Below are 22,747 nucleotides of genomic sequence, written 5' to 3' on the forward strand. Positions count from 1 at the left end.
TGACAGAAAAATCCACTCCTTTGAGTTCGTTTGTCCTACTTACTTCATTCTATCACGACGCCTATATTAGGTCGCCTATGAACGGCTAATTGATATTTCTTCACAAGAATAGTTATGTAAGTTGCTTACTTTAAATTCGTATATTGCCGTTTTATAAAGTTCGTTTCGTTTACGTTTAAATTAAAAACATGTAAAAAATTTACAAATGCTCATTTATTCACTTTAAATTCAACCGTTTGCCTGCTATGATGTAAACGTAAACAAATAAGGACACATAAAGGAGATTGCTTCATGAAAGCTGCTGTTGTTAGAGAACCAGTCGACGGATTTGTTGACGTTAAAGATGTTACATTACGTGATTTAAAACCTGGTGAAGCTTTAGTAGATGTTGAATACTGCGGCCTTTGTCACACTGACCTTCACGTTGCTGCCGGTGACTTTGGTGAAAAGCCTGGCCGGATTATCGGTCATGAAGGTGTTGGGATCGTTTCTAAGGTTGCTGATGGCGTTGATGCCGTTAAAGTTGGCGACCGTGTATCTATCGCTTGGTTCTTCAAGGGCTGTGGCCACTGTGAATACTGTCTAACTGGCCGTGAAACACTTTGCCGTAACGTTGAAAACTCTGGCTTCACCGTTGACGGTGCGATGGCTGAACAAGTTATCGTTGACGCTAACTACGCCGTTAAGGTTCCAGATGGCTTGGACCCTGTTGAAGCAACTTCCTTAACTTGTGCCGGTGTTACGATGTACAAAGCAATCAAAGTTGCTGATGTAAAGCCTGGCCAATGGGTATCTGTTGTTGGTGCCGGTGGTTTAGGTAACTTGGCTATCCAATACGCTAAACACGTATTTGGTGCCCACGTCGTTGCCGTTGATGGTAACCCTGACAAATTGCAAGCTGCTAAAGATGCCGGTGCTGACTTGCTGATCAACCGTCACGATGGTGATGTTGACAAGCAAATCCAAGAAAAGGTTGGCGGTGTTCACGCTGCCTTGGTTACTGCTGTTACTACTGCAGCCTTCGACCAAGCCGTTGACTCACTCCGTCCTGATGGTAAATTAGTTGCCGTTGCCTTACCACAAGGTGACATGAAGTTGAACATTGCTAAGACGGTTCTTGATGGTATCGTCGTTGCTGGTTCATTGGTTGGTACTCGCCAAGACTTGGCCGAAACATTCCAGTTCGGTGCTGAAGGTTTGGTTCACCCAATCGTTAAGACTCGTAAATTATCAGAAATTAACGACATGATCCAAGAATTAATGGACAACAAGGTTGTTGGCCGTAACGTCGTTGACTTCGTTCATAACAAGTAACCAGTGCGAACAACCGCGGTAGGAAGCGAGCACTAATAGAAAATCGGTTGTTGGCGCATTTTGCCAATGATCGATTTTTGATTAGGCACAGCTTGCTGCGGTGGCGAACGCGACGATGCTAAACCAGTGCGGACAAACCACATTCAGGAAACACAAACAAGATTTTAAAAAATCATATACATCCTTCCTTACAGACAATTCAGGAATATCCCCTTCCAATAAGTGTATTAGTTCGAATTCTCTTTTATGTACATATTTATGTACATAAAAGAGACATGAGTTATAAATACGTCTAAACTATCTAAAGGGGGTCTGTTTCATGACAGTAAATATCTCTGCAACTAGTGTCAGCGATTTTCGAAAAAACTTTAAATCATATGCTGATGACGTTAGTGATCTTAATGAACCGCTGATTATAACGCGCCCTAAGCAAAAGAATGTCATTTTAATCAGCGAACAAGAATATAATTCCCTAAAAGAAACAAACTATTTATTAGCAACATCTGCTAATCGAAAAGCGCTTCAAACTTCTCTAAATCAAATTGATCGCGGTCAAGGACACATTCTGACACCTGAGGAATGGGAGAACCTCCAAAATGATTAAGTTCAATATTGTTTTCTCCCCAATAGCTTGGAATGAATACGTCGCATGGCAACAAGAAGACAAAAAGACACTAAAACGAATCAATAAGCTTATCAATGATATTCAACGTCGGCCTTTTGCTGGTTTGGGAAAACCTGAACCGCTAACATATGAATTATCAGAAACATGGTCGCGGCGAATTGACAAAGAAAATCAAATTGTCTATAGCGTGACCGATACGGCCATAACCATCTTCCAGCTTAAATATCATTACTGATCGTTTAAAATTAACCTATCTTGGCAAAAAATGTGCTACGCCTATCTCGAACATCGTTATAAAAATAGCAATCATCATTGCAGGTGGGAAAACCGTTAATGTAAGTACTAACCCTGTTACTTTAATGGCGATATCAATAATCACAGCCCGGTCCGATAACGTATACAGCAGTCCAAGCGACAGATCGTCGTTTGCCACATTCACTGAATGTGAGATTGCCATGTTACTGAAGGTCACAGCAAGAACGACCACGCCGTAGAATGCTTGCGCCGTGGGATTATCAAAATTGTCCGCGACTAAACTGGTCGTGTATGGAAATAAAGAAGCAAAAAACAACATTAGTAGCGTGTAAATAACCGTTTGAGCATTGATCAATTTTACTTGTTGCCAATTATTGTGATGGGTCATCCACATGAGGCCAATCCAAAAGAATGATAAAGCATAGGCAAAAAAGTTAATGCGTAAGTCCCACAAGCCAGCAGGTGTCACACTTGCTGGCTTTTTTAATTCCAGTACTAGAATGGTCATCACAATTGCAAGAACCGCGTCCGTAAATGCAGCCAATCTATCTTTATCCATAAATACCTCCTACATGGTTGCCTTAAACTGTACTTTAAGGTGTATTGTGCGTTTGTAAATGACCAGCAAAACCGTTTGCTAGAAAGGAAACTCAAACTATATTATGAATCAACAATCCATTATCCTCTATTTCACTAGTTCCGGTACCACCCGTCCAGCGGCAAACAATATTGCGCAGTTGACTGGTGCGAAAGCATTCGCCGTCCAGTCAACACCACCGTATCCCCAAGGATACGATGCCGTTGTTGAAGTTGGCAAACATGAACTGGACGCCCAAATCCATCCCCAGCTAGATTTAACTACTCTTCCAGATATTACATCTTTTAAGAACATTTTTATCGGCTTTCCAACATGGTGGCAACAACCACCAATGATTATCCATTCTTTATTTGATCAGTTGGATTTTAAAAATAAAACTATCATTCCCTTTACTACAAGCATGAGTACGCCTATCACCGACTCAATGCCATATTTGCAAAAAATGGCTGCATCCTTTAGTGGCATCACCGTCGTTGATGGTATTCGCTACACAAATGACAAGGCACTTAGAGACTATCTAAAACAACACGAATTACTTTAATTAACACTAATCGTTCTTTCAAACGGAGGTAAGACAATGAACTTATTAATTTTAGCTGCCAATGGACAGATTGCCAGAATCGTTGAGCATCGTATTTTGACTGAGCCAACCTTTAAAGATATCAATCTGACACTTGGCTTACGCAATGTCAGTCGTTTAAACACTTTATCAAATAATCCGCGAGTTCGGTTAATTGAAGTTAATCTTGATGATACTGATGAAGTGAAAAGTGCCATGGCTAATCAGGACATAGTGTTCTCTGCCGTTGTTGACCACGATAAAAACAATCGACCCACAAAGAACATTATCGCTGCTGCCAAAAAAACGGGCACGAAACGAATTATTTCGACCAGTCTATTGGGCCTGTACAACGAAGTTCCCGGTGAGTTTGGTCAGTGGAATCAACAAATGGTTGCCAGCGGTTTAGTCACGGCAATTAACGCTGACAAACTGTTATCAGAATCAGGCATTACTTACACAACGCTTCGTTTGCCTTGGCTAAACGACCGTGATGAGGTTAATTATCACATTACAACGCGTCATGAACCTTACGTCGGTGTTTCCGGTTCGCGCCAAAGCATCGCTGATGTCGTGTTGAAAATTGTTGCCGATCCCACTTTTGCAGCAAATGATAGCATTGGAATTGCTGATCCAGCCACTCAAGGTGAAAATCGGCCTGTTTACTAAAATAAACATCAAATGAAAATACGGATTGGTTAGCCGTCAAAACGAGGCTAGCCAATCCGTATTTTTGTATCCACACTCTAGATATTAATGAGCTGCTACATATTCATCCAATTCTTTCAGGTAAAGCGCCTTTTGTTCTTTGCTAATCCATGAGCTTTCAAACGAATTCTTAGCCAATTGAACGACCTGTTCCTTCGTTAAATCAAATTTGCTGGCAATTGCATAATAGTTATCGGCAATATACCCACCAAAATAGGCTGGGTCATCCGAGTGAATGGAAACTTTGACACCTTTTGCCAATAATTCAAGTACTTCCTTGCCCTTCATTTCTGGGGAGATAAAGGCATTGGACAGTGGACAAGAGGTCAGCCCAATATTTTGTTTCTTTACAAAGTCGACTAAATCCGGATCCTCAACAATATTCGTGCCGTGGTCTAAACGTTCGACACCAATGATTTCAAGTGCCTGTCGAATATGCTCGATAGAATCCTTTTGATCAATATCCGCGTGAGCAGTTAAATGCAGACCAGCGGCAGCCGCATCAGCGAACTGACGTGCAAACTTAAGGGGCGGATTGTTGTGTTCGTCAGAATCCAAACCGACACCCACCAACTGATCCTTGTACGACAATGCTTCAATCAAAGTCTGTCGAGCAGATTCACTAGTAAAGTCACGCAAGAAACACATGATCAGTGCTGCATCAATATTCAATGCCCGAGCATCAACGATTGCACGATGCAGTCCGTGAAGCACCGTTTCAAACGCAATCCCACGACTTGTATGAGCCTGTGGGTCGAAGAACATTTCCACGTGCCGAACGTTATTAGCGACAGCTCGTTGCAAATATGCAAAAGCTAGGTCATAGAAGTCTTGTTCTTTTTGTAAGACATTCATTGCTGGATAATACACGGTCAAAAACGAGGCCAAATCGTCATAATCATACGTTTTTTGAACTTCTTCCACGGTCTGTTGACCGATATCGATATGATTTCTTTGTGCCAATTTCAACTTCAAATCTGGTTCCAGTGTTCCTTCAATATGTACATGTAGTTCCGCTTTGGGTAAACCACTAGTAAATTCACGGGTAATTGGCATTGCTTGAAATCCTCCTCAAGAATAAGTTCGCGTAATGGTAATGTTAATTATCATATCACAATTTTTTGTCGTGTAAATACCGTAAAATACGAACTATATCATAAAGATAATTATAAGTGTGCATATTTTAAACTAATATTGTTGATTCTTTGTTTGCATATTCTTAAATCATCTCTGAAAATTTCACCTGTATTATTTCACTACCTTTTTACTTCATTACCATACTTATGACATAATAACAGGAACAAATAAATGCCGTCATTACGCGGTTGCGCCCATTAGGTGCTACCCAGTTTCACCAAATCATGCGACACTTTGCTCATTAAGAAAGGAGCACCTTATGGAATTAGCCACTGCATTAAAAGCTGCTCGCCAACGAGCCAATTTATCACAGCAGGCCGTTGCCGATGAGCTTCATATTTCACGTCAATCCATTTCGAAATGGGAAACTGGCAAAACGTTGCCGGATATCGAAAATCTAATTCGGTTAAGCACTCTTTTCGATTTGTCTTTGGACGATTTAATTAAGGGAGATACCACTATGATGACAAAAATTTCGCATGATTCTAAAGTATTTATGATTGTAAAAATAGTGCTAGCAACAATTATCCTGACAATCATCTTTGCATTAACCGTCGCTTTCTCACTCACTCAATTTACGCCTGGAACTGTTCATCCTATTTTAGCCTATGTCCCAGCCTTATTGAGTTTTTTCGTGCCTGTCGGTTCACTTCTTTATATGCTCATTAATATTCGTAAACAGCCCAGTCGCGGTATGAAAGTAGCTCTTATTTTAGCTTTGGCCGGTGTACTTTGCTTATTTGTCTTACGAGTATTGGCCTACTTTTTTCAATTACCGTACGTGATGTCCATCGGTTAAATTTACCTGAACCTTCATTTGATAATCTGGTCTATAATTACCGTAATTGAAACTAACATCGTAATCGTTATCAAACGAAGGAGACGCGTGCTTATGAAAAAGTTGCTATTCATCCTCAGTTTAGGATTTAACGTTTTATTGGTCTTTCAAATGAACTTAGCGCACCAACGGCTTGAAGCATTCCGGCAACAACAGGCCGAGACTGACAGACGAAACGGATTGTCAAACTCGCAAACAAAGGATGGCGAGTAACATGCACGTTTCAGACGATATGATTCGACCTGAATTACAACGGTTTGGCCGCATTGCCCGTCGAGCAGTACCTTATTTGACGCCAACTAAAATTCACGTTATCAATGCCCTTGCAGGCGCACAACGCGGCATTGGTCGCAAATCACTCAATTATGAACAGCACTTTATCGATCGTCCAGATGGTAGCCAACTACGACTCTGTGTGTATACATCGTTGAATCGACCACACAATGTTCCCGGCATTCTCTATTTGCACGGCGGTGGTTACGTTATGGAACGACCCGAAACAGAGGCGTTTGCCATTCAACGGTTTATCAGTGCTACAAACGCAGTCATTGTTGCACCGGATTATCGCTTGGCAAGTGAAGCACCTTATCCGGCCGCTCTAAATGATGCCTACCTTGCCTTAAAATGGTTGCAACAGCACGGTGCTGAGTATGGTATGCGTGACAATCAAATTATGGTAGCTGGGGCTAGCGCCGGTGGTGGCCTGACTGCCGCGTTGACATTGTATAACCGCGATCATGGTAATGTTGGGATTGCCTTTCAAGTGCCACTGTATCCCATGCTTGATGACCGCATGGTAACAGAGTCGTCGCAAAACAACGATGCGCCCGTTTGGAACACATTGTCTAACAAACTGGCCTGGCAGATGTACTTGGCCAATCAGTTCGCACCAAACGAAGTTCCGATCTATGCTGCACCCAGTCGGGCAACTGATTTTCACGACCTGCCTGCTACGTGCACGTTCATCGGCGATGTTGAACCATTTTATGATGAGACAATGCAGTACATACAGAAACTTAAGGATAGCGGTGTCCCAACCTTTAGTAAGGTAATGAAAGGCTGTTTCCACGGTTTTGATATGGTTTGTCCAAACTCGGCATCGGCCCAAGAAGCGGTTCATTTCTTAACTGAAACACTGCAATACGCCACAACTCACTTTTTCCAAAAACAACCTGAATAAAAACGAGTAAACCTCGTGCAATTACTGTTGTTTCAAACAGTGTTGCACGAGGTTTACTCGTTTAATGACTATTTAATTTATTACGCTGGTTCATTCATTGGCGCTTCATCAATAACAGGCGCATTTTGAACCCAGTCATGCGGACGACAATTAACGATCCAGTTCACACCATATTCATCAGTGAACTCGCCTCGTTTGCCGCCAAAATAAGCGTTCGTATATGGTTCAGTCACACGTACTCGACCAGAGTTGGCCACATGCTCGAAGAATTTCTGAGCCTTAACAACGTCTGCGTTATCATCTGCGTTAAATTCCAGTAAAATCGCAATGTTTGTCGCATGTTGTGGCTGGTTCATGAAGTCGTCTGCACATAAAATTTCTGAGCCCATGACTTCAAAGCCACCATGCATCGTTGAGTTATTTAAATCAGTATCAATTAAATCTAAATCCCGCGCTGCGTTCTTTGTTACCGGAATGCGGAATAGATGGTCTGCGCCAAAAACTTCATGGTAATAGGCCATCGCTTCTTTAGCGTTGGGGAAGTGGATATATGGATGTAGTGAAGATGCGATAATCGGTCCCCCATTTCAAATGTAAGGACAGTATAGTGAACAATTCCGCCGCTGTCAATTTGACAAAACGATTATTTATGTTACACACCAAGGTCAACAACATTAAATAAGTATGCTAAAGTGAATATATAAAACACGTTATAAACGTTGATTTATCAAGTGATAACAACGATTCATACCATTATTACATAGATTTTAAGTCACGAAACTTAGGGGACGATTTGATGAAAGTACTTGGTATCTTGGGCTCACATAAACAGCATGGTGTGACCGCCAAGTTGCTCGCCACAACTTTGGCCGCGGTACCCGATTCTACTGAAACGGAAACAATTTATTTGGAGAACTATGATATTCACCCAGATATTAAGGGCCAATCCAATCCGGTTCTGGATGAACTCACTGAGAAATTGCTGGCTAGTGACGTCTGGGTGTTTGCCGCACCAACTTTTTGGGGCGGTTTATCCGGTGTGACAAAGAACTTTTTGGACTGTTTACGTTGGCGTTTGGTTCGCATCGATCATGTCGGTGATGCCCACCCTGCCCGCTTCAAGAACAAACACTACCTATCAATCACTGACTGCTACATCAGCCCAATCAACAACTTTTTCACTGGTATTACTGACGAAACGTTCAAACAGATTGACCGCGTCATGTCTGCCGCCGGGGTGATTAAAATTCATGAAATCGTCTGCCCTAATACATTTAAAAACGGCGACCACATTCCCGAAAGCAAACTTCAACTCTGCCGCAAATGGGGCGCCCGTCTACCACAAAAATCGAAACGAGATGATAATACAATGAAGCGCTACGTTGAACTTTTCTGCATGATTGCCGTGATGTCCTTAATTACGATGGGCATTCAACGTGCTCTCAACGGTGTCCTCACGCAAACTAACTTCTGGATCAACTGGGGGACATTTGTCGTTATTTTCTTCGTTTTGCTAGCCATCATTCTCCACACGGTCACTTTTTTGGTTCACCGCCGGCTGTAAAAATTACAGGTATTTTTATAAACGTTCAGTTAGGGCGTTGTCTTCAAATTATTGAGGACAGCGCCCTAACTGAACGTTTTTTTACTATTTATGAAATTTTGAGTTCTCAAAGTATTGCCATATTCTGAACCACAATCAGCTGAATCTGCGGAAACATTCTCACGTTAACTCATCAATTAATTAAAATTGATAGGACAAATTAACACAGGTGTCTCATTCTTGTGTACAGTGTTCGGCAAGGATGATATACTGTGTCGGTTGCATAAATGAGCACTTAATAAACGTCCGTTTAGGCGCGGATTACATATCAAAAAATGTTGCCCAGGCCAGCTTTTAAAATTGGTCATCGGCATATACCTTGAGGAGGCCTTAACATGCTCGCCAACCTGGCGTCACCACAAAAAAGTGCGGTGCCAATGGTGTTTGAACGCCATGAACAAAAATATGTCATGGATCAGTCCACCTATCAACAATTACTTAAAAAATTAGGCAATCAAATTCGCATGGATCAATATGGTAAACAGACGATTTCTTCCCTGTATTACGATACCGAAGATTACATGTTTGCCCGTCGTCAGCTCGACAACAGTAAGTACCGTGAGAAATTACGTTTGCGTGCTTATGGCGACCCTGTTGATCATCATCAACCTGCCTTTGTGGAATTAAAGAAAAAAGTCAATGGTGTCACTTACAAACGGCGCGTTACCCTGCCTTATAATCAGGCTCATCGCTATCTTGCCAGTCGCAGCGGTAGTATCAGTCGCAATGACGATATGAACGCACGCGAAATTGACCGTTTTACGCACTCCCATGAATTATCACGACAAACAGCAGTTATTTATGAACGCACAGCGTACAGTACGGCTGACGGTCTGCGACTGACGTTTGATGAAAATATTCGTTGGCGCTCCCGCAATGTCAATCTGATTAACCACAATCAGGGCATCCCTTTGCTGGCCTCAGGCATGGTCGTCATGGAAATTAAACTACCACGTGCACTGCCCTTTGAGTGGAGTCAATTATTCGCCTCCCTCAAACTTTATCCACAACCATTTTCAAAATACGGCCTGATCTATAAATACGGCATTCAGGGAGGGCAACAATGCTTATCAGTTATTTAGGACCCAAACACCACCTCGTGACGTTTGAACAGATTTTCATCACGACATTAGTCACATTGATTCTTGGTCTTATCGTCGCCTTTGTTTATATGTACCGGAATCACTATTCCAAACACTTTATTTTCTCGATTGCGTTACTGCCGATTCTAGTCCAATCCATCATCATGATTGTTCACGGCAATCTGGGCGCCGGGATTACTGTAGCTGGGGCCTTCAGCTTGGTTCGTTTCCGATCGGCACCGGGTAATGCTCGGGAAATGGTCACCATTTTCTTTGCCATGACGATTGGGTTGGCAACAGGCCGTGGTTACCTGCTTTATGCGACTTTTTTCACCATCGTCGTCAGCTTAGCGATGTTGTTGTATACGATGCTCGACTTTGGCGCCAGCAATCAAAACGAACGGTTAATGAAAATTACCGTGCCGGAAAATCTCGATTACGAGCATGAATTCGACGCCATCTTTGACCGTTATGCGAAAGAAGTCACCCTCGATAATGTTCGAACGACTAATTTGGGGAGTCTGTTTGAACTACAATATCGACTCGTGCTTAAGAAACCAGATCAACAAAAAGCCTTTATCGACGCCTTACGGGAACGCAACGGCAATCTTGAGATTTCCATGCGGACAGACGTCACCAGTAACAATTCGCTTTAACATTTAGGTTAGGAACCACCGTTTCAAGAGGAAGTACCAAGGAGAACAGTTATGAAAAAAGCACTATCACGGGATTACATTGTCACGGAAGCCTACCACGTTGCTGAACAGGACAGCCTCCAAAAACTATCTCTGCGCGGCATGGCCCGTCATTTAGGTGTGCAACCGCAAACGTTATACCATTACTTTCCAAGTCTGGATGATTTAAAAGCCGGTGTTGCGGATTACGGCCGTCAGCTCGTTGAACATGAGCTCTACACTAAGCTCGTCCCTGTTTCTGGCAAGGATGCACTTAAGGTTTTCGCCATCACACTATTTTCGTTTGCCCAGGATCACCCATCCTTCCAGGAAATGTTAACGACGGAACATCACGGCTTTCGTTCGCCACTCAAACTCGAAGACGCACCAGCTGGCGCAATCGTAAATATCCTGCGCGATATTTTGACACCAATGGTTGCTGACGAGCAGGAACGTGAGCGAATGATGCGGTTCTTTTTGAGTACCCTGTTTGGATACGCCAAACTATCATTTAACGGTTTCTTCCCACAAAGTGTTAACGCAGAAGCAGACCTGAGTGACCTTATTGATATGGTCACTCAGGTCATCCCCAATGGATCGAAATAAATCACGGAGGGTTTTGAACCATGTCTAAAAAAAGCCGCCCACGCGTGGCGCTCATCAGTTTAGTCGGTCTCATTCTAGTCTTGCTGGTGGGTACGTTTACGTGGCTGCATTTTAATTCCACGCGTCAGTTACCGCTGGGTTCACGGCAAAAAGTCGAGCGCTTGCCGCGTGTCAAAATCAAGGGTGCTGTCTCACAAACAGTCGATAAGAACCCCACCGTCCGTTTTTCTTTTAAAGATCGTAAAACGGGTGTTCAAGAAGACGGCTACGCCACCATGAAGTGGCAGGGTCAAAGTTCGCGCCGTTATCCACAGAAAAACTGGAAAATTAAGTTTTATAAAGATAAGTCACTGAAACACAAACTAAAGTGGCGGGCCGCACCGGGGTGGAAAAAGCACAGCAGCTACGTGTTAAAGGCCAACTATATTGACGCCACGCAATCGCGTAACGTCGTTAACTCACAGTTATGGTCAGACATGGTTGCCACCCGGTCTGGTGCTCCAAAACAGTTAGCTGACTCACAAAATAACGGTGCCATCAGTGGCTTCCCTATTGAAATGAAAGTTAACGGTGACCGCTGGGGCCTCTATACACTTAACACGCCTAAAGATGCCAAGCTGTGGGGGCTAGATAAACATGACCCTACCAACATCGCCATCAGCAGTAATGAGTGGGGTAAAGCCGACATGTTTTGGTCCGACAAGGTTCGTTACAACGCGACCGGTTGGACCCCTGATGTGCCTGATTCATTAACTCGTCAGCAAAAGCAAGACTTTGAACGGTTGGTTCACTTCGTCAATACCAGTGATACGCAAACGTTTAGACAACATGCTCCTGAATATTTAGACGTTAATTCCGTCATTGATATGTATTTGTTTGCCAACCTTATTCACGATCAGGACGGCCTTGGACGCAACCTTGAACTGCTCACTTATAACGGCCAGATTTGGCATGCCACCATGTACGACCTCGATTCCACTTGGGGTCTGTACGAAAATGGTCGCCACATTTATCCGTCGGGTGAATCTGTATCCCATAACTATCCGAACCACGGCGATCTCAAAACGGCAGAAGGTAATCGCCTGCTACAACAAGTCGCCCAAGCCTATCCGGAACGCGTTCAGTCGCGTTGGCGTCAGTTACGCAAATCCACACTGACACCAACTAAGGTTAATAATGAATTCACAACGTTCATGACCACAGTTGGTGACCCTAATTATCAGGATAATTTCCAGCGTAATCCTGGGATTCCATCTAAAAAGATCACGAGTTTGATGCAAATTCGCAGTTCAGTAAATCGTCAGTTTAAGGACTGCGACGCACTTTTCAACGACTATACGAGTAACGTCAAACGACTGAACTTCAATTACGTCGCTCCAACGCCGACTGAATCCGAAAAAGCCAGTTCTCGTGCAAAGGCTAGTTCGGCGAAGGCTCAGTCCGAAAACAGCCGCAATGACGATAGTAGTGACGTCAAACTCCCATAGCTAACTCTGCCTGCCTAAGGTGTAAACTATTGTTGAATGAAGTGCTGATTGAATCACTATTTATCGGCATCGTTAAACATGCGGAAGAAGGCACTATTATGCAGTATCAAGGCGCACAATTGGCACATTATGTAGATCGACCCAGTCGCTTTACGTGCAGAGTCGAACGAAACGGCGAAACCATTGAAACTCATTTAAAAAATACCGGTCGCGGTGCTGATCTGCTGATTCCCGGCGCAACTGTTTCAATCGTGCCAGCTAAGAATCCTGAACGAAAAACGCACTGGGATATGGTCTCTGTCATCAAACGCACTGACCATGGTGACTTCTGGGTCAATGTAGATAGTGCCATGCCAAATAAGGTAACTAAGGAAGCGGTAGACGCTGGTCTACTCACCTTCCCTGATTTACCCGGCACAATTACAGAATTTCGTCCTGAAGTGCCGTTTGGCGATTCCCGTGTCGACTTTAAAGGTAAGACGAGTACGGGACAAGAGTTCTTTGTTGAGACTAAGGGCGCAACGTTAGAAAGCCACGGTATCGTCGGCTTTCCGGACGCACCAACGATTCGGGCAGTGAAACACGTTTATAATCTTGAACATGCGATTGACGAAGGCTACATGGCCTATCTTTTCTTCGTCATCCAAATTGATAACATTGACGTGCTCACCCTCAATCATCACATGGCGCCCAAACTTACAGCTGCTATTAAGGCGGCTGTACCGCACGGGGTTAAAATTGCCGCCTACTGTTCAAAAGTTGATGAAAACGGCATGACATTGCACCGACCGGCTGAGTTTCGGATTGATGAACCATTTATTGATCCGCAGGTGGAGATGGGTTTGATTAAATAGACATGAAATAACGCAATCACAAATTAGTGACTGCGTTATTTTTGAACTTTCAGAGCGATTTCATCATTTGCTCGCTATCGACGTCTCTGAATCAAGATTTTTAATTAGCGCAAACTTTCGATCACCAGACATCACGGTAATGAATCCAATGATGCAGAATGCCACAAATATTAGGCTATTTGCCGTCCAATTAATCGTTGAATCCGGCTTGCTCCCAACACCACTAACCAGTGTCACGAAAAAGTCCCATGAAAAATGAAACAGCATCGAATTTAACAAATTACCAGATTTTATATATATTGCACCTAAAATCATACCAAGCCCAATTGTTTGAAGTACTTGGGCTAAAGTACTGTCAAGAGACTGATTATGCAGATTCCCTAAGTGGTACATTCCAAACAAAAGACTGCTAATTGACAACGCCCAGATTGCGCGAAATCGTATTGATCCGGACATATGTTGACCAATGTATGTCAACACCATACCACGCCAAATAAATTCTTCGGGAATTGCCGCAATCAATCCGACTGTCAGAGCTTCCCATGCTCTCGTTGGGTGGTGTAATGCTATCATTAACACCGAAAAAAAGATAATAACGGTCGCCAGAACGATAAGTTTACCAATATTTTCTCGTTTAGACCGTGCAATCATTATATTTGCCTTCAGCAATTTTAGATTCAGCACGAACGCGATAAGAAATTCCAAACCCTTATAAATAACATTTTCAATCCAGAAATGGTGTGTGAATATCATGCCAAACAACGGGCTAGCAATGGCCTCATCGAACAATTCAATAATCAAAATTGTCACAATCATGCGAAGCCAAATGTGATCTTTTAATGCTTGCTTACTTGCTAGTAAAATTTTCTCCATACTGTATCGCCCTGCTTTACATTTAATGGTGATTGTCTTAGAAGTTGGCTTCGCATTGATATAATTTTTATTCCACCAAACAATATATAATCGCCTAGAGCTACCTTACACAAGCTTCGGAATAAAATAAACTTCAACGATGTCTAAGTATCTTAGCACATTTCGAAAGCGCATTAGATCAACAAATGACATGGTTGTTTTTTCGAGCAAAATGAATTTCTTTTAACTCGTCTATTAAATTTTGGATCATAATAATGACCCCCATTTTAACTTAAAAACTGAATTTTTAGCGCAAAAGACCAATAAGCCTAATACTGTAGATTCCAAAACTCAGATCCGCCACAGACAATATAGCGATACAGCCATTCTGCAAACGTTAAATTAAAGTATTCACTGCCCCACTCTGCTGGATAACTCAGATAATGTTGCCCGGCTTTTAGTCTATCAATATTAATGTTAATTAAGCCGATGTCTGTAAGATGGATAACGCCAACAAGTTCGCCTTTGTTCCTGCCCGTGAGTCCCGTTTTTTTCATCAATGAATAGTTCTCGACGATTTCTTGGCAGTTGAGCACATGGGCCCATGTTAATGGACCATATTCCGTTTGCATGTTAAAAAGGTCCAGCCCATTTGTGGCTGACAAAAAATCAATAAGGTCGCCTGGAAGATCAAACTGCCGCAAACTCTGGATATCTTCTTTCGTGGCTCCGGGCCACATTTTAAAACGACAAGCTATTGGTGCTCCTCCTAATGTAGGTACCAAATAGGCGTCCTTGGTATTATTTGTCAACACATTAATCGTGTTGATAACATTTGTCACAGTTTGATCCATTCAAACACCTCAAAATTTAATCTCTGGATTACCGATAATGCTTAATTTATGCAACACATTGTAAAAATTCTAAAATTGCTCAATGCCATCATGGCCCTTATGCGGCTTTTGATAGTATGTATTATCATACAACAACATTTTTTCAGTTTAGCGTTATCGTCCAGTACTTTTGCATCATCTGGCCACTCGCTCGTCGTTAAATATGCGCCATTAACATTTTTAATGATGCCTTGATTAACCGTCGGGAATCACTTCTGATGGAATTCCAACCATTTTGCTGGCACCAATATTTGTTAGCGACCATCCTGAACCCTTGTTAATGCCGTCATGAAACGAATCTCTGATTAAGTAGTATAAAAGACTGCGTTTATGTATTTCAAAAATTCCATTTTTGCCTGCACTCACATTATGAGTATTCTAGCAAAATCAAACTAGGCAACAGAAAAAACAAACAAATAATAAACATCACTATAATATGTTACCCAGTGATTTACATAAAGATCCACTTTAAAGCCCACGTAAAAACGAAAAAACACGTATAATTAAACCTGTAACTCGCAGGATTTAATCGGAGGAAATATGGCAACCCAACTTGATTCAACTTTACTCAAACAGGTGGCTGATGCCTTACCAGACATTCGGTCACGGCAGATTACTGCCACGCTTAACCTATTGAATGATGGCAACACAATTCCGTTTGTCTCACGGTACCGGAAGGAAATGACCGGCAGTCTTGATGAAGTGCAGATTCGCACCGTTCAAGATACTTGGAACCATTTCGAAAAACTGGCTAACCGGAAAACGGAAGTCATCAATAGTATCACTGAACAAAAATCCATGACACCGAAGTTGCAGCAACAAATCACCGCTGCGACAACAGTTCAGGAAGTTGAAGATCTATATCTACCCTACAAACAAAAACGACGTACCAAGGCTACTATCGCTAAAGAAGCCGGTTTAATGCCGTTTGCCAAATGGCTACTCGGCTTTCATAAAGAAGCTGTTGAAACGGAAGCAACTAAATATATCAACCCAGATAAGGATCTCCTTGATGTTGAAGCTGTTCTTGCCGGGGGTCACGAAATCCTGGCGGAAGCCTTTAGCGAGGAAGCCTCATTCCGTGAATTTATCCGTGACTATACGCGTAGTCATGCAAAATTAACGACAACGGTTAAGTCAAAGGGTAAAGAAGCCGATGAAGACGGCGTTTATCAACAATACTATGAATTCGAACAATCCTTCACGAAGATGGCAGCGTACCAAACTTTAGCCATTAATCGTGGTGAAAAAGCTGGTGTGCTACGTGTGAGTCTCGACGTTGATACTGACGCCATCATGAACTTCTTCCACTTTCGGACTGTCGGCCATCGACAAGGCCCGGCAGTTGCGGTGATTGAAGATGCTTACGCGGATACTTACAAACGGTTTATTGGTCCTGCCATTGAACGTGAGCTGCGTAATGAATTGACTGATGCGGCTAACGAACACGCTATCAAAGTGTTTGGTACCAATCTGTATCACTTGTTGATGCAGGCACCAATGAAAGGTAAGATTGTGCTCGGTTTTGACCCTGCCTACCGGACTGGTTGTAAGCTCGCCGTCATGGACGCTAATGGGAAGTACCTCGACAAGCTCGTCATCTACCCACATAAACCTGCTCCTGCCAACAAACGTGCAGCCGCCGCTGGTGAATTCCATGATTTTCTTGAAAAATATCAAGTGGAAATGATTGCCATTGGTAACGGTACGGCCTCACGTGAATCAGAAATCTTTGTCAGCGATGTGTTAAAGGGCATCAAACGCGATGTCGAATACGTCATCGTCAACGAAGCTGGGGCCTCCGTTTATTCTGCCAGCCAAGCTGCTCGTGATGAATTTCCTGACCTACACGTTGAGCAACGAAGTGCCATCAGCATTGGCCGTCGTTTGCAAGATCCGTTGGCTGAACTGGTTAAAATTGACCCGCAAAGTGTTGGTGTTGGTCAGTATCAACACGATGTTCCTAACAAAGAACTGTCTGCTCAACTTGACACTGTCGTCGAAACGGCCGTTAACCAAGTCGGCGTTAACCTCAATACCGCTAGTTCAGAATTACTGGAACACATTTCTGGTCTGAACAAAACGATTGCCAACAACGTGGTCGCCTACCGTAATGAAAATGGGCGCTACACGGATCGTCGTCAGTTGAAGAAGGTGCCTCGTCTTGGACCTAAAGCCTATGAACAGGCCGTTGGTTTCCTGCGCATCATCGGTGGTAAGAATCCTCTGGATAACACAGACGTCCATCCGGAAAGTTACCCTGTCGCTAACGAGATCCTGACACTGACCAATACAGATGTTGATAGCCTGGGCTCCGATGAATTCAAACAGGCTACCGCTAAGCTCGACAAACATGCCATTGCCGCAGAAACCGGTGCTGGTCTAGAAACAGTCACCGATATTCTCGACAGTTTGGCTAAGCCAGGTCGTGACCTGCGTGACGATATGCCTGCCCCACTGTTACGTCATGACGTGCTGACCATCGAAGACTTGAAACCTGGCATGGAACTTCAGGGCACCGTCCGCAACGTCATCGATTTCGGTGCGTTTGTCGATGTTGGTGTGAAGCACGACGGCCTCGTCCACATTTCCAAACTGACGAAACGCTTCGTCAAGAATCCGGCCGAAATCGTCTCCGTCGGTGATATTGTCACCGTTTGGGTCGACTCTGTTGATTTGAATCGGCAACGAATTCAGTTAACGATGCTGAAGCCAAATGAAGAATAGAAGCTAGAAAGGAACCATCAACAGGCTCAGAAAAGCTGTTGATGGTCCCTTTTACGTTAAATGGCGTAATTACTCAGACAGGCATCGGCTTTTGTTACGCCAATGCTCGCCGATTGGCTAGATAAACCAGTACAATCAATGGTAGCGTCAACACCATAACTGGATAGAGCCATTTCCACGGCAAAAAAGCCGTGATTAATCCCGCTAGCATCGGTCCGCCTGACATACCTAGGTCCACACCGATATAGAATGTACTATTCGCTAATCCGCGATCCGAGGCCGGCACCAGCGTCAACGCTTTAGCCTGACAAATTGAAAACATCAGACCATATCCACCAGCAAATCCAAATGTCCCAAGAAACAACATAAATAAATTATTTAAATCGGTCAGCCCGATTAATCCCAGCAAATTCAGTCCTAAACACAGCCAAATAAACCTTTTAAACGGCACGTGATCAAACGCATCACGCAACACCATTCGCATAACTAACAAAATAACGGCGTATGTCGGAAAGAAAAGTCCGGCTGGTACCGCAAAATGGCGATGGGCAATGTAGCTCACAATGTAAGTTTCTGTTGCGAAGTACGGCAACGAAAACAACATTAGAATTACCATCACGGGTACAGCTTTAGGTTGAACGAACTGCATTTTCTTCTTAGTTGGCGTGGTCGTTTGCTTCGTTGGGCTTGGAAGGCCTCGATTGCCTACAAACTGAATGACGAACAACATTAAAACGCTAAACACTGATGCCAACCAGAAAACACTTTGGTAACTATAGTGTTGATATAAATAAACACTAATCGCGGGTCCAATAGCCATCCCCAAAGCACTAGCTAATCCATAAATACCCATTCCAGAACCAATCCGGTCCGCTGGCAGTAGGTCCGCCATCCATGTGGCCATGCATACTGAACATAATGTATAGCCAAGACCATTAATCACTCGAAAAACCATGATCAACGCCACATTAGTAGTAAACGTATAACCTAAACTCGCCAATAAAATGAAGACGCCACCAGCTAAAGTTAAGTAATACTTAGAAACACGATCAGTTAAATTGCCCGCTAGTGGCCGTAATACTAGTGCTGTTAGGTTCATTGCCCCGGCAATCACGCCAGCCAAAATGCTGTTAGCCCCAACATTAGATGCAAAACCAGCAATAATCGGGTTAATCAACATTGGACTCATTAAATAAAAAAAGCTAGCCGCTAAAACTAATTTCACATCTTTTGTATATAGACGCGTTTTCACGCTAAATCATTCCCTTTCCAAGTTGGCATTAGCTCGACGCGCTAATGTTAAAAAACATTGTCGTTCTTCCGGTGTAAACCCAGCAAATAGTTCCTCGCTTGTTTGCCACCCATGTTTATCTAGCTGAGCATATTTAGATGATCCAAGTGGCGTTACCTGCACTAGTTTTGATCGACCATCATTAGGATTGGGTTCCAAAGTGACAATTCCCAAGGTCACCATATGTTTCACAATCACCCGTGCAGTTTGATGCTTAATTCCTTGATAATCTTTGAACATTGCGATTGTCTGATTAGGATTTTCTGCAAAATACTTCAACGCATCACCTTGACCCAGAGTTAAATTCAAATCCTGGATATGTAAATTTCGACGTTGTTTAATTCGCCGGGCCAACTGTAACAGTTGCCGTGAAATCATTTCATCTTCATTCATAAGATCACCTCATGGACGAATTGTACAGCATACTGTATATTTTCGTAAGCACTAATTTATTTTCAAAAAAATTAACTAAGATCATTTTTCGCTAACAATTACTAATACTGCGAAAAAAGCCATCGACTTCTGAAAGTGGTCAAAAACATACTATGATTTACCTATAAAACAAATAGGACTGCCAATGCTCAAAATGAGCTTCTGGCAGTCCTATTTGTTCCTACATATGAAAACGTGCTCGAGAATTACCTATCATCACTAACACTGCAATGACGCACAACATTGTGTATATCATCGTGGCAAATACCCATTCGCCACCGTTTAACGGTAATATAGGTGCGCCGTTTAAATACAAATAAAAAAAGGCAATTATCACCATCTGAATAGCGCGGGTGCTATTTGAAACTAAGCCCAGTACCTGAGCAACTAAGGCAAGTTGAATCCCCCAAATAATTAGTAAGAATGCTGAGTTTGCCGACAACTTGGTCAAAATAGGCAAGATTAAAACAACTGCTAATATCACACCGGCAAGACCTTCTTGAAATAGGGCCTTCGATTTTCCGTTTGGAATCGTGCGTAAGAGACAGTTAACACCGGTTTGCTGTCCTAGAACGCCAAGCTGCGAAAACAGTGGTACAGCCATCAAAAATAATAGCGGTAAATTTCGTTGAGTTGCCTGCATAGCATCGCCACTCCAGCTCAGTAACCAGACAATTAAGATCATTACCAACCAACTACTGTGCGTTGTACCAGTTAGCAACCGAAATTGAGTATAACCTGGCAACTTCATCAGTGCCGTAAATCGATTCTGCGAACGATTAAAACGTAGCGGTTTTGTTCTTTGTTGTGGTCGTCGTTCAATCAACATGCTGGCCAACAGAACCAACAACAAGCTAGCACCAACAAGTATCGCCATATTCAAAACGTCCGTACCCGTTAGTTGAATCGTTGGAAACGTTAAATTAACCTTACCCGTATATTTAGCCGTGGAACTTCCAATCACACGTAGCAATGTTAGTGATTGGCCCGAGGTTTGGGCAATTGCAGTCTTAATATTGCTGACTAAATACTGACTCCCAGACAAATTGAAGATTCGTTGAATATGACTTGGTGTTCCCTGATAACTAGTTCCTGAAGCATAGATCACGGCGATAAGCGCTAATAATCCTGTTGTGCCAAACCAGCCTTTCAGTCCCGGCAGTGTTTCAGTTAATAACGTCAATGCTGCCACGAAACATAAACCTGGAATAATGATTACAAACGGCATCAAAAATTGCCTAATATTAACTGCCGAAAAGCCATACTTCAACCCAGAGCCCAATAGCGTAAAGCACATAACCGTCAGTAAAAAAATCAGTAAAAACGCTAAATTACTCACGAATTTCCCAAAAATATATTTTAATCGGTTGCCTCTCGTCGTCATCATAAGTGTCATGACACCATTCACCCTGTCGAAAGCAATTGTATCTCTGAGAAAAGCAACACCAATCAATGGCAAGAAGAACCCCATGATGAAACTCACACTGACAGGTATCCACGTCGCATTATTTGCTTGTGCATATGTATTGGGATTGATAATAAGTGGTCGCATCGCCCCTGAGCTCTTCGGAAACATGAAGACAACAGAAAAAGCAAGTGCAACACAGATCCCCCAAAATGATGCATGACGGCCTTTCTCGTGGAATGTTGCCGCAATGATTGCCCTCATAGTGGTATCACCCCGTTCAATGCACCTATGTATGCCTCTTCTAGAGTTGGAACAACTAAATGAGCATCTGAGTGGCCAACTTGGGCAGTGATTTGTCTGACATTAATGCCGTCAATTCCTTGAACTAAAGAAACTAGCGAAGCTTCATCATTTGAAACCTGTCCACGCTCAGACATTGGGTATTCCCAAACGTATCCGTCACTCCGCCTCAACAATTCGTTAGGTGAGCCATGATACATAAAATGCCCCTGATTTAAAATGAGCAGGTCATCAGCAATCGCTTCAATATCTGAGACGATATGGGTCGAAATAATAATCAATCGTTCCCTTGCCAGTTCGGCCAATAAATTTCTTAAAGCTACACGTTCTTCGGGATCTAATCCAGTCGAAGGTTCATCAGCTATAATAACCAGCGGATCATTCAGCAATGTTACAGCAATTCCAATCCGTTGCTGCATGCCTCCTGAAAAATCTTTCAATTGTTTATTGCCAGTGTTTGCAAGATTCACTTTTTCCAATAAAGCGTGAATTTGTGTCTGAACATCCCTATGTGACATTCCTTTAATATTCGCAATATATGCCAAGTATTCATTGGCCGTTAAATTAGGGTAAAACGGCACTTGCTGAGGTAAATAGCCTAGTACTTGTCGCATCCGTCCCGGCTTGCGAACAATGCTCTGCCCGTCAAATCGAACATCCCCGCTTGTCGGTTTAACTAACGTCGTCAGTATTTTTATAAGTGTCGACTTTCCGGCACCATTTGGTCCCAACAACCCAATGAGACCACCTGATTTAAGCGTTGCATTCAATCCAGAAAATATTTGTATCTGACCAAATTTCATCCCTAAATTGTCTAATTGAATTTCCACTTGCATCCCCCTAAATATGAAAACAGCCTAGAATAGCAGATTCTAGGTTGTCTATTATCACTTATATAACATGTTTCACTAATAGTACATCAAGCATACCATTGACCTCGTTTGAAAATAAATCAGAAATTTAGTCATTTGCAAGTTCTCTGCGTAACCCTTCGGTCAGCACATGCGATAACACAATGTGCCGTTCTCGAGCTTTATCACGTAAACCTTCAGGAATTGTCACAGTCACCTTCACCTTTTAAATCCGGCACTTTAACGGCGAAAGCGCCGTCCTCTTGATGGTGAAAAATAGCGGGATAAAATACTTCATGAAATGGTAACTGCCGTAATCCGAACATCTACCAACCAGTTTTGAAAATTTTGATATTAATAAAATAATCAATTCTTAACTGTGTCAATACATTTCCCGTTGATTTTAACTTCAATTTTAAACATGCATAATTTGGTAACTATTTTCTTCAGTTAAAAAATTGTCTCTGTTTCCA

25 protein-coding genes are annotated in these 22,747 nt (G+C 42.7%); 15 read left to right on the forward strand and 10 right to left on the reverse strand.

Going from position 1 to position 22,747, the window contains the following annotated elements; all coding sequences use genetic code 11:
• Positions 1-291: 291 nt before the first annotated feature.
• The 3 genes from adhP (at position 292) to LROSL1_RS11810 (ending at position 2,174) form a co-directional block, all read left to right on the forward strand.
• Positions 292-1,314, forward strand: a complete 1,023-nt coding sequence (gene adhP, locus LROSL1_RS11800) for an alcohol dehydrogenase AdhP (RefSeq protein WP_017261594.1) — start codon at positions 292-294, stop codon at positions 1,312-1,314.
• A 319-nt stretch (positions 1,315-1,633) separates the two neighbouring features.
• On the forward strand, positions 1,634-1,918 hold the full coding sequence (locus LROSL1_RS11805) for a type II toxin-antitoxin system Phd/YefM family antitoxin (RefSeq protein ID WP_178914697.1): 285 nt from the start codon (positions 1,634-1,636) through the stop codon (positions 1,916-1,918).
• Entirely contained in the window at positions 1,911-2,174 is a 264-nt protein-coding gene (locus tag LROSL1_RS11810) for a Txe/YoeB family addiction module toxin (RefSeq protein ID WP_017261596.1), read from the forward strand. Before LROSL1_RS11805 ends, LROSL1_RS11810 begins: the two co-directional genes overlap by 8 nt.
• Positions 2,175-2,189: 15 nt before the next feature.
• Here the strand turns inward: LROSL1_RS11810 and LROSL1_RS11815 are convergent, their stop codons facing one another.
• Positions 2,190-2,753, reverse strand: coding sequence for a TMEM175 family protein (locus LROSL1_RS11815; protein WP_178914698.1), 564 nt, complete (start codon positions 2,751-2,753; stop codon positions 2,190-2,192).
• A gap of 103 nt (positions 2,754-2,856) precedes the next feature.
• Here LROSL1_RS11815 and LROSL1_RS11820 point away from each other — a divergent pair, with 103 nt between their 5' ends.
• Entirely contained in the window at positions 2,857-3,333 is a 477-nt protein-coding gene (locus tag LROSL1_RS11820) for a flavodoxin (protein ID WP_178914699.1), read from the forward strand.
• 36 nt (positions 3,334-3,369) lie between these two features.
• On the forward strand, positions 3,370-4,020 hold the full coding sequence (locus tag LROSL1_RS11825) for an NAD(P)H-binding protein (protein WP_178914700.1): 651 nt from the start codon (positions 3,370-3,372) through the stop codon (positions 4,018-4,020).
• A gap of 84 nt (positions 4,021-4,104) precedes the next feature.
• On the opposite strand, the gene add is transcribed toward LROSL1_RS11825, so the two are convergent.
• Positions 4,105-5,115, reverse strand: coding sequence for an adenosine deaminase (gene add, locus LROSL1_RS11830; protein ID WP_178914701.1), 1,011 nt, complete (start codon positions 5,113-5,115; stop codon positions 4,105-4,107).
• A 340-nt stretch (positions 5,116-5,455) separates the two neighbouring features.
• On the opposite strand from add, the gene LROSL1_RS11835 reads away from it, so the two are divergent.
• The 3 genes from LROSL1_RS11835 to LROSL1_RS11845 all read left to right on the forward strand — a co-directional run bounded on the left by LROSL1_RS11835 (position 5,456) and on the right by LROSL1_RS11845 (position 7,214).
• Positions 5,456-5,995 (forward strand): helix-turn-helix domain-containing protein, encoded by a 540-nt coding sequence (locus tag LROSL1_RS11835; RefSeq protein WP_178914702.1) that lies wholly within the window; start codon positions 5,456-5,458, stop codon positions 5,993-5,995.
• A gap of 93 nt (positions 5,996-6,088) precedes the next feature.
• Positions 6,089-6,247 carry a hypothetical protein gene (locus tag LROSL1_RS11840; protein ID WP_017260930.1) on the forward strand — a complete coding sequence of 53 codons (159 nt, stop codon included), beginning with the start codon at positions 6,089-6,091 and terminating at the stop codon, positions 6,245-6,247.
• Between the two features lies 1 nt (position 6,248).
• Positions 6,249-7,214: an alpha/beta hydrolase gene (locus LROSL1_RS11845; RefSeq protein ID WP_178914703.1), complete on the forward strand. Its 966-nt coding sequence runs from the start codon at positions 6,249-6,251 to the stop codon at positions 7,212-7,214.
• Between the two features lie 80 nt (positions 7,215-7,294).
• Here LROSL1_RS11845 and LROSL1_RS11850 read toward each other — a convergent pair whose 3' ends face one another.
• Complete coding sequence (locus LROSL1_RS11850; protein ID WP_017260928.1) at positions 7,295-7,735, reverse strand: VOC family protein; 441 nt, start codon at positions 7,733-7,735, stop codon at positions 7,295-7,297.
• 275 nt (positions 7,736-8,010) lie between these two features.
• Here LROSL1_RS11850 and LROSL1_RS11855 point away from each other — a divergent pair, with 275 nt between their 5' ends.
• From LROSL1_RS11855 to sfsA, 6 genes are all read left to right on the forward strand, one after another.
• Positions 8,011-8,778 (forward strand): flavodoxin family protein, encoded by a 768-nt coding sequence (locus tag LROSL1_RS11855; protein WP_178914704.1) that lies wholly within the window; start codon positions 8,011-8,013, stop codon positions 8,776-8,778.
• 374 nt (positions 8,779-9,152) lie between these two features.
• A complete protein-coding gene (locus tag LROSL1_RS11860) occupies positions 9,153-9,899 on the forward strand; it encodes a polyphosphate polymerase domain-containing protein (RefSeq protein WP_178914705.1) in 747 nt (248 codons plus the stop codon).
• The gene (locus tag LROSL1_RS11865) at positions 9,881-10,555 is read left to right on the forward strand and encodes a DUF4956 domain-containing protein (protein WP_178914706.1); all 675 of its coding nucleotides are present in this window, start codon (positions 9,881-9,883) and stop codon (positions 10,553-10,555) included. The genes LROSL1_RS11860 and LROSL1_RS11865 overlap by 19 nt, the downstream gene beginning before the upstream one ends.
• Before the next feature lie 51 nt (positions 10,556-10,606).
• Entirely contained in the window at positions 10,607-11,179 is a 573-nt protein-coding gene (locus tag LROSL1_RS11870; protein ID WP_178914707.1) for a TetR/AcrR family transcriptional regulator, read from the forward strand.
• A gap of 20 nt (positions 11,180-11,199) precedes the next feature.
• Positions 11,200-12,666: a CotH kinase family protein gene (locus LROSL1_RS11875; RefSeq protein ID WP_178914708.1), complete on the forward strand. Its 1,467-nt coding sequence runs from the start codon at positions 11,200-11,202 to the stop codon at positions 12,664-12,666.
• Between the two features lie 29 nt (positions 12,667-12,695).
• Complete coding sequence (sfsA, locus tag LROSL1_RS11880; protein ID WP_178914709.1) at positions 12,696-13,520, forward strand: DNA/RNA nuclease SfsA; 825 nt, start codon at positions 12,696-12,698, stop codon at positions 13,518-13,520.
• 63 nt (positions 13,521-13,583) lie between these two features.
• Here sfsA and LROSL1_RS11885 read toward each other — a convergent pair whose 3' ends face one another.
• Complete coding sequence (locus tag LROSL1_RS11885) at positions 13,584-14,393, reverse strand: CPBP family intramembrane glutamic endopeptidase (protein WP_178914710.1); 810 nt, start codon at positions 14,391-14,393, stop codon at positions 13,584-13,586.
• Between the two features lie 308 nt (positions 14,394-14,701).
• Positions 14,702-15,226, reverse strand: coding sequence for an SMI1/KNR4 family protein (locus LROSL1_RS11890; RefSeq protein ID WP_178914711.1), 525 nt, complete (start codon positions 15,224-15,226; stop codon positions 14,702-14,704).
• A 579-nt stretch (positions 15,227-15,805) separates the two neighbouring features.
• Here LROSL1_RS11890 and LROSL1_RS11895 point away from each other — a divergent pair.
• The gene (locus LROSL1_RS11895; RefSeq protein WP_178914712.1) at positions 15,806-17,992 is read left to right on the forward strand and encodes a Tex family protein; all 2,187 of its coding nucleotides are present in this window, start codon (positions 15,806-15,808) and stop codon (positions 17,990-17,992) included.
• Between the two features lie 94 nt (positions 17,993-18,086).
• Here LROSL1_RS11895 and LROSL1_RS11900 read toward each other — a convergent pair whose 3' ends face one another.
• The 5 genes from LROSL1_RS11900 to LROSL1_RS13295 form a co-directional block, all read right to left on the reverse strand.
• Positions 18,087-19,244 (reverse strand): MFS transporter, encoded by a 1,158-nt coding sequence (locus tag LROSL1_RS11900; RefSeq protein ID WP_178914713.1) that lies wholly within the window; start codon positions 19,242-19,244, stop codon positions 18,087-18,089.
• 6 nt (positions 19,245-19,250) lie between these two features.
• Complete coding sequence (locus tag LROSL1_RS11905; protein WP_178914714.1) at positions 19,251-19,676, reverse strand: MarR family winged helix-turn-helix transcriptional regulator; 426 nt, start codon at positions 19,674-19,676, stop codon at positions 19,251-19,253.
• Positions 19,677-19,896: 220 nt separating this feature from the next.
• Complete coding sequence (locus tag LROSL1_RS11910; protein ID WP_178914715.1) at positions 19,897-21,384, reverse strand: ABC transporter permease; 1,488 nt, start codon at positions 21,382-21,384, stop codon at positions 19,897-19,899.
• Positions 21,381-22,259 carry an ATP-binding cassette domain-containing protein gene (locus LROSL1_RS11915; protein WP_178914716.1) on the reverse strand — a complete coding sequence of 293 codons (879 nt, stop codon included), beginning with the start codon at positions 22,257-22,259 and terminating at the stop codon, positions 21,381-21,383. The genes LROSL1_RS11910 and LROSL1_RS11915 overlap by 4 nt, the downstream gene beginning before the upstream one ends.
• Before the next feature lie 124 nt (positions 22,260-22,383).
• Positions 22,384-22,497: a hypothetical protein gene (locus LROSL1_RS13295; RefSeq protein ID WP_404825808.1), complete on the reverse strand. Its 114-nt coding sequence runs from the start codon at positions 22,495-22,497 to the stop codon at positions 22,384-22,386.
• Positions 22,498-22,747: the final 250 nt, after the last annotated feature.

The sequence above is a fragment of the Furfurilactobacillus rossiae genome (assembly GCF_013394005.1).
Lineage (GTDB): Bacteria > Bacillota > Bacilli > Lactobacillales > Lactobacillaceae > Furfurilactobacillus > Furfurilactobacillus rossiae.

What these genes read in the sequence shown, in the direction of transcription:
- LROSL1_RS11890 (WP_178914711.1), bottom strand. Translation starts at nt 15,226, where the DNA reads ATGGATCAAACTGTGACAAATGTTATCAACACGATTAATGTGTTGACA.
- LROSL1_RS11875 (WP_178914708.1), top strand. Translation starts at nt 11,200, where the DNA reads ATGTCTAAAAAAAGCCGCCCACGCGTGGCGCTCATCAGTTTAGTCGGT.
- LROSL1_RS11835 (WP_178914702.1), top strand. Translation starts at nt 5,456, where the DNA reads ATGGAATTAGCCACTGCATTAAAAGCTGCTCGCCAACGAGCCAATTTA.
- LROSL1_RS11850 (WP_017260928.1), bottom strand. Translation starts at nt 7,735, where the DNA reads ATGGCCTATTACCATGAAGTTTTTGGCGCAGACCATCTATTCCGCATT.
- LROSL1_RS11815 (WP_178914698.1), bottom strand. Translation starts at nt 2,753, where the DNA reads ATGGATAAAGATAGATTGGCTGCATTTACGGACGCGGTTCTTGCAATT.
- adhP (WP_017261594.1), top strand. Translation starts at nt 292, where the DNA reads ATGAAAGCTGCTGTTGTTAGAGAACCAGTCGACGGATTTGTTGACGTT.
- LROSL1_RS11840 (WP_017260930.1), top strand. Translation starts at nt 6,089, where the DNA reads ATGAAAAAGTTGCTATTCATCCTCAGTTTAGGATTTAACGTTTTATTG.
- LROSL1_RS11825 (WP_178914700.1), top strand. Translation starts at nt 3,370, where the DNA reads ATGAACTTATTAATTTTAGCTGCCAATGGACAGATTGCCAGAATCGTT.
- LROSL1_RS11885 (WP_178914710.1), bottom strand. Translation starts at nt 14,393, where the DNA reads ATGGAGAAAATTTTACTAGCAAGTAAGCAAGCATTAAAAGATCACATT.
- LROSL1_RS11845 (WP_178914703.1), top strand. Translation starts at nt 6,249, where the DNA reads ATGCACGTTTCAGACGATATGATTCGACCTGAATTACAACGGTTTGGC.
- LROSL1_RS11915 (WP_178914716.1), bottom strand. Translation starts at nt 22,259, where the DNA reads ATGCAAGTGGAAATTCAATTAGACAATTTAGGGATGAAATTTGGTCAG.
- LROSL1_RS11895 (WP_178914712.1), top strand. Translation starts at nt 15,806, where the DNA reads ATGGCAACCCAACTTGATTCAACTTTACTCAAACAGGTGGCTGATGCC.
- LROSL1_RS11910 (WP_178914715.1), bottom strand. Translation starts at nt 21,384, where the DNA reads ATGAGGGCAATCATTGCGGCAACATTCCACGAGAAAGGCCGTCATGCA.
- LROSL1_RS11805 (WP_178914697.1), top strand. Translation starts at nt 1,634, where the DNA reads ATGACAGTAAATATCTCTGCAACTAGTGTCAGCGATTTTCGAAAAAAC.
- LROSL1_RS11855 (WP_178914704.1), top strand. Translation starts at nt 8,011, where the DNA reads ATGAAAGTACTTGGTATCTTGGGCTCACATAAACAGCATGGTGTGACC.
- LROSL1_RS11860 (WP_178914705.1), top strand. Translation starts at nt 9,153, where the DNA reads ATGCTCGCCAACCTGGCGTCACCACAAAAAAGTGCGGTGCCAATGGTG.
- add (WP_178914701.1), bottom strand. Translation starts at nt 5,115, where the DNA reads ATGCCAATTACCCGTGAATTTACTAGTGGTTTACCCAAAGCGGAACTA.
- LROSL1_RS11870 (WP_178914707.1), top strand. Translation starts at nt 10,607, where the DNA reads ATGAAAAAAGCACTATCACGGGATTACATTGTCACGGAAGCCTACCAC.
- LROSL1_RS11905 (WP_178914714.1), bottom strand. Translation starts at nt 19,676, where the DNA reads ATGAATGAAGATGAAATGATTTCACGGCAACTGTTACAGTTGGCCCGG.
- LROSL1_RS11865 (WP_178914706.1), top strand. Translation starts at nt 9,881, where the DNA reads ATGCTTATCAGTTATTTAGGACCCAAACACCACCTCGTGACGTTTGAA.
- LROSL1_RS11820 (WP_178914699.1), top strand. Translation starts at nt 2,857, where the DNA reads ATGAATCAACAATCCATTATCCTCTATTTCACTAGTTCCGGTACCACC.
- LROSL1_RS11810 (WP_017261596.1), top strand. Translation starts at nt 1,911, where the DNA reads ATGATTAAGTTCAATATTGTTTTCTCCCCAATAGCTTGGAATGAATAC.